This window comes from Psychrobacter sp., from assembly GCF_035469765.1.
GTDB lineage: Bacteria > Pseudomonadota > Gammaproteobacteria > Pseudomonadales > Moraxellaceae > Psychrobacter.
In genome coordinates this window covers 1-6565 of record NZ_DATIRM010000001.1, presented here as the reverse complement: position 1 = coordinate 6565, position 6565 = coordinate 1, and the positions used below count along the sequence as shown (strand labels likewise).

The window sequence follows — 6565 nt, the reverse complement described above, 5'->3', positions numbered from 1 at the left end:
TTTTCATCATATAAACTGCCACCCATTAATGGGTCATAAGCGCCGTTACTGTTACTACCGCTACCATTGTTGCTTTGCTCGTCTTGCTCATCGCTAGAAGGCAAACGCGGCGCAGGTATGATATCAACTTGGGCAGATTTGAGCAGTGGTTGCATACGTGTCAGCAGATTAATATCGCTGCCGTGGACTTTAATGCTAATTTTTTTAAGCCAACGCAGGCGAGCATCAACCATACTCATGGCATTATCAAGACGAGCAAATAGACGCCCGTCACGCTCACGAATACTGCCTTTAATAACGACTACTTCATCGATTTTTAGCTGATCTTTTACGCGGTTAAAGCGCTCAGCATAACAGCTGACCTCTAACCTTGACGTGCCATCGTCTAAGGTAATGACGTTACGAGTACCAAAATTTGCAATATCGATGATAAGACCGGCAAAATAACAGCTGCCGTTATAACCAGTATCAGTTAATTTGTCGAGACGAGCACCTGAGGTATAACGTTTTAGCTCGTCACGATATTCATCGATAGGATGTCCGGTTAAATACAAGCCTAAGGTGTTTTTCTCCGCTTTTAGGCGGTGTTTGTCACCCCAAATCAGCTCTGGCGTCATGACCAGAGGAGGCGCGGCGACGATACCATCCATTTCACCAAACAAATCCATCATGCCGATTTCGCGGTTTTGACGGTCTTGCTCAGCGGCTTGTACGGCACTTGGCAACTGACTCATTAAAGCGCCGCGAATCTCATATGCTTCATCCGCTGGCAAGTCAGGTCTTAGGGTTGCAGCAAAGTCATCAAAACAGCCGGCGCTTACTAAGGCTTCAAGCGTACGTTTATTCACTTTTTTGATATCAACGCGACGACAAAAATCGTATAAATCTTTAAAAAGTCCTTCGCGGCGACGCGCATCCACGATAGATTCGACAGCACCTTCACCAACGCCCTTAATAGCGCCCAAACCATAAATGATATTGGTCGGCGTATCGGCAACAAAATGCCATTCACTACGGTTCACTGATGGATTGACTACCGTTAAAGCAAAGTTTTCACGGCAATCATTGATGAAGAACACCACATTATCCGTGTTGTTCATATCTGATGTGAGTACCGCGGCCATAAACTCAGCAGGGTAGTATTGTTTTAGATAAGCGGTCTGATAAGCCAGTACGCCATAAGCAGCAGAATGTGAGCGGTTAAAACCGTAACCGGCAAATTTTTCCATCAAGTCAAATACGCCGCCCGATGTGGCTTCATCGATACCTTGCGCGGTGGCACCCGTGACAAAAATATCGCGCTGCTTTGCCATCTCTTCGGGTTTTTTCTTACCCATCGCCCGGCGAAGCATATCCGCGCCGCCCAAGCTATAGCCTGCCATCACCTGCGAGATTTGCATCACCTGTTCTTGATAAACAATAACGCCATTGGTGTTTTCTAAAATCGGTTCAAGATTAGGATGGTCATAAATCACTTCTTCGCGACCATGTTTACGGTCGATATACATCTCTACCATACCAGCGTCTAGCGGACCGGGACGATAGAGCGCACACATGGCAATAACGTCTTCAATATTAGTTGGTTGTAATTTTGCCAGATACTTTTTCATGCCCATACTTTCAAGCTGAAAGACGGCAGTGGTTTTGGCATCTTGCAACAGCTTATAGGCTTTAGCGTCATCAAGGGGAAAGTCTTCTAATACCATTTCTGTCACGCCTTCTTTTTTGCGTCGCAAGTTGATATTTTCGATAGCGGCATTAATCACCGTCAAGTTACGCAGACCCAAGAAATCAAACTTTACCAGCCCAACTGCTTCAACATCATCTTTATCAAATTGGCTGACACGATGACCTTCATCATCACAATAAATGGCGCTAAAATCTGTGATTTTATGCGGCGCGATCAATACGCCGCCGGCATGTTTACCGACGTTTCGGCAAATGCCTTCAAGCTTAATGGCCATCTCCCATACTTCGATGGCATCTTCATAATCCATATTGTCGGGATTAGAGATTAAGTCTTTGAGTTGTGGTTCTTGCTCAAGCGCTTGACTGAGTGTGATCCCCGGTGTTTTGGGAATAAGTTTCGACATTTTACTGGCAAGAAAGTAGGATTTACTTTGCGCACGCGCTACATCTCGTACGACCGCTTTAGCTGCCATGGTACCAAAGGTAATGATTTGTGACACTGCTTCACGACCATAGGTTTGCGCCACATAGTCAATGACCCGGTCGCGCCCCTCAATACAAAAGTCAATATCAAAATCGGGCATGGATACACGTTCAGGGTTCAAAAAGCGCTCAAACAACAAGTCATAATGAATAGGATCGAGGTCGGTAATATTGAGCGCATAAGCAACGAGTGAGCCTGCACCAGAACCACGACCGGGACCGACTGGTACGCCATTGGCTTTTGCCCAGCGGATAAAGTCCATCACGATAAGGAAGTAACCGGGAAAGCCCATTGATAGGATAACTTTGAGTTCATACTCTAAACGCTCATCGTATTTTTGGCGGATATCACTCCAATTATCGCTGCGTGCCTCAACTGGGAAAAGTTTGTCTAAACGATTTTCAAGTCCACGCTGCGATTCTAGTCGAAAAAACGATTCAATGGTCTCACCATCAGGGACGGGGAAATCTGGTAAGACGTTAATGCCAAGCGTCAATGTTACATTACAGCGCGTCGCCAATCGCAAGGTATTGTCGATAACCTGCGGGATATCAGCAAATAGTTGTTGCATTTGCGCTTGGGTTTTCAAGTACTGGGCATCGGAATAAGTCTGCGGACGATTTTGGTCGGCAAGTACGTAAGAGCCAGCAATACAGACACGTGCTTCGTGCGCATCGAAATCATCTTGTTCTAAAAAACGCACATCATTATGAGCAATGATAGGAATGTTATGTTTGGCACCCGAGTGAATAGCAGCTTTAATAAAAGCATCCTCGCCTGTACGATTGGTGCGTTTAATCGCAAAATATAAGCGATCTTCAAACTGTGCTTGCCACTCTGCAGTCAGCTCATCGGCTTTTTCTGGCATTGAGCCAACCAATGCTTGTCCAACATCTGACTTTTCAGTAAATAAGACAATCACACCTGCCGCGTGCTCTAAAATATGGCTGCGTTTAATAACGGGAGTACCATGGTTGGCAGGGTCAGCACGACCTTCAGTAAAGCCAAGCGACACGATACGGGTGATGTTTTGATAGCCCTCGTTATTCATCGCCAATAAGGTCAAGCGCGAGTCTTCATTCTCCATGATGACTTCGCTGCCGATAATGGGCTTAATACCAGCACCTAAGCAAGCACGGTAGAACTTTACCGTGGCATAAAGGTTGGATAAATCGGTCAATGCAAGGGCGCGCTGATTGTCCGCCGCTGCCGCTTTAACCAACGGCTTAATACGCACGATAGAATCGGTAATTGAATATTCGCTGTGGATGCCAAGGTGTACAAATGCCATAGAAGACTCTTACGGATGCGATCGAGAGGAAATAAGATGTATGATGATAAAATCTTTACCATCAAGACTTTATGATTTTTTATGAAAGAGAACGCTGAAAATTTGTATTTTTACAGTTCAAATTTGGTCGTTGATAATAGCATTATTTAGGCATTTGAGCCATAGCTTAAGATGCTCACATTTATATCGACCTCTATTTGATTTCAGGTTAGGTTTGTGGGTACTAAGGGATAATGTATCTGCTATCAATTTTTATAAAGAGCATGGATTTGTGAAGACTGAAGATAATTAGTGAGGAATGGTATGGAAATACTACAATAGTAGATATTAAGATAATAAAAAGCGCACCACATATAAAAAATATGGAGCGCTTATTGCAATCATTGGTTAAAAGATAATATTTAGTCTAATAACCAACCACCGCCGCATCGACAATACGTGGGTCTGAAGAACCATAAACACCATTTGGCGTCATCATAATCGATTGTGTCGAACCCATGGCTGACTGCGGACTGACCTTATGTCCCATGGACTCTAATTTTTTAATGGTATCTATATTCAGTGCTTTTTCGATACGAATTTCATCTGGTAGCCATTGGTCATGAATACGCGGTGCGTGTGTGGCTTCAGCGATATTCATATCATGGTCGATGACGTTTGATATGACTTGCGTGACGGTTGTGATAATGCGGCTACCACCCGGACTGCCCGTGACGATATAAGGTTTGCTGTCTTTAAATACGATTGTTGGACTCATAGAAGATAACGGGCGTTTATTGGCTTCAACCGCATTGGCATCGCCACCGATTAAGCCATAACCATTTGGCACACCGGGCTTAGCAGAAAAATCGTCCATTTCATTATTGAGCAATATCCCCGTACCTTCAGCGACAAGACCAGTGCCATAAGAGAAATTCAGCGTATAAGTATTGGACACCGCATTGCCATCTTTATCGATAATAGAAAAATGCGTGGTTTGATCGCTCTCGTACGGTAGAGGGTTATTTGCCTTGATGGTTGCCGCAGGCGTGGCTTTATTTGGGTTGATTAAAGTGCGCAGTTTATCAGCATAAGGCTGAGCAGTTAAACCGCTGGCGGGTACGTCGATAAAATCTGAATCACCCAAATACTCAGAACGATCGGCATAAGCCAGCTGCATTGCCTCAGCCATTAAATGAATAGTTTGGGCGCTGTTTTGACCGTAGTCTTTTAGCGGATAACCTTCCAAAATGTTTAAAATCTGCACAATATGAATGCCACCAGAAGACGGTGGCGGCATTGAGACAATCTCGTAACCACGATAATCACCTTTAACAGGCGTACGGGCGATGGCTTGATAATTGGCTAAGTCCTGTAAACTCATCTTACCGCCTGCTTCATTGACCGCTTTAACCAATTTACGGGCGGTTTCTCCTTTATAAAATCCATCAACACCTTTTGCCGCAATCAGCTTTAGCGAACTGGCAAGCTCTGGTTGTTTTAAGCGCTCACCCGGCTGATAAGCGCTGCCGTCAGCTTTAAAGAATATCTTTTTGGTGCTTGGCCATTTTTGCAAGCGCTCGCTTAACGCTTCTAATGACTCTGACAACCCAGCGGTGACTTCGATACCATTTTCAGCCAGTCCAATCGCTGGTGCCATTACTTGCCCGCGGCTCATGGTGCCATGTTCTTCTAATGCTTTGAGTAAGCCTGCTACCGTACCCGGTACACCAACGGCTAAGCCATGATAACGAGATAAGTCACTGACGGCATTGCCATCCTTATCAAGATACATATCACGCGAGGCGCTACTAGGAGCTTTTTCACGATAATCGAGTGCCACTGTTTTACCTTGCTTGGCGTCGTATACCATCATAAATCCGCCGCCGCCGATATTGCCTGCACGCGGCAACGTCACAGCTAGAGCAAAACCTACTGCCACAGCAGCATCAACGGCATTACCGCCATCTTTTAAAATCTTTAAGCCGATATCAGAGGCCAATGCTTCTTGGGTGGCGACCATGCCGTTTTTTGCCCAAACAGGGTGGTGGATAGCATCGACAGAATAGATGGCTTGATCGGTTTTGGCTTGGGTGGTCTTGGGCGTGAGCGTATTGGTTTTCGCTCGTGTCACGCGCTGTGTTTCAGATAATACGGTAGGATTTTCCGCCATAATCGCCAGATTAATGGCACTGGTATTAATCGACGTTGGATTGATGGTGTTTTTTGTATTGGTCATCGGCTCAGCAGCATGAGCGGATAATGATACTAAAAACGTACTACTGATTAATAAGATAGCCGCTTTAATCTTTGCTCTACCTGGAAGTTCATTATGAAGAATGTCTACTTTGTTTTTTAATACTGAGTTCTGCATCGTAAAGTCCTTTTTACGTTTAAGGGGTAAGGGTAGCTCTTTCGTATTTTTAATTCATAAAGCCGATCGTCGGTTTGCATTTGAGGCGTGAGATAAAAATTTTAGGCACTAAAAAACATACTACAATTAACAGGTATTATTAGGATAGGTTCATTCAAAATATCAGGAGTACACTATGAGAAAATCACTAATGGCCATCATTGCGCTAGTACTATCCTCTGGTGTTACTCAAGTACAGGCTTCCTCTACGATTGAAAATATCTTCTACGCCGAAACCCCGTCTTTTGGCTATTTTAATTGTGTATATAAGCATAAAATTGCCAGTAAAAAATGCTTGGTAACGACATCGAGAGTGAGGTCTTCGATAGATTCTAGAACCAAAGCCTTTTACGGTGTTACCGCCATCTTACCCTTAATGACTATAAAATGGCCAGATGGTGATATCAGCCGTTACATCACAATGGATAGCTTTGAGCTGATTAATTTGTCTGATAAAAAGTCTTATCAATATAAGATGTCAAACGGCGATTACTGGGAACCTGACTTGACGGAAGGGGCAATTATCTTGGATGAAAAATCTAAAGAGCATATCCTATTATGGTAACCATGTTTATTACTTTGTCCCGTCCTAAAATAGATTGATGATAAAGTGTTAAAAACGCAAGAAATGACTTTACCTGTATCAAGTTCAAGCCTGACAGTACAAGAGCTATATGGTTTTAATAAACAAGGACAATTGCAGTGGCAG

The 6565-nt window shown here is 44.0% G+C and carries 3 protein-coding genes; 1 reads left to right on the top strand and 2 read right to left on the bottom strand.

The genetic code is table 11. From position 1 onward, the window contains the following. Positions 1 to 3464: DNA polymerase III subunit alpha (dnaE, locus tag VLN09_RS00015; RefSeq protein WP_325242876.1), on the bottom strand; the 3464-nt coding region annotated here is incomplete at its 3' end. 406 nt (positions 3465 to 3870) lie between these two features. Then, positions 3871 to 5817, bottom strand: a complete 1947-nt coding sequence (ggt, locus tag VLN09_RS00010; protein WP_325242874.1) for a gamma-glutamyltransferase — start codon at positions 5815 to 5817, stop codon at positions 3871 to 3873. Between the two features lie 175 nt (positions 5818 to 5992). On the opposite strand from ggt, the gene VLN09_RS00005 reads away from it, so the two are divergent. Beyond that, a complete protein-coding gene (locus tag VLN09_RS00005; RefSeq protein ID WP_325242872.1) occupies positions 5993 to 6421 on the top strand; it encodes a hypothetical protein in 429 nt (142 codons plus the stop codon). The last annotated feature ends 144 nt before the right edge of the window (positions 6422 to 6565 follow it).

Coding starts and splice junctions, on each gene's coding strand:
- ggt (WP_325242874.1), bottom strand. CDS start 5,817: ATGCAGAACTCAGTATTAAAAAACAAAGTAGACATTCTTCATAATGAA.
- VLN09_RS00005 (WP_325242872.1), top strand. CDS start 5,993: ATGAGAAAATCACTAATGGCCATCATTGCGCTAGTACTATCCTCTGGT.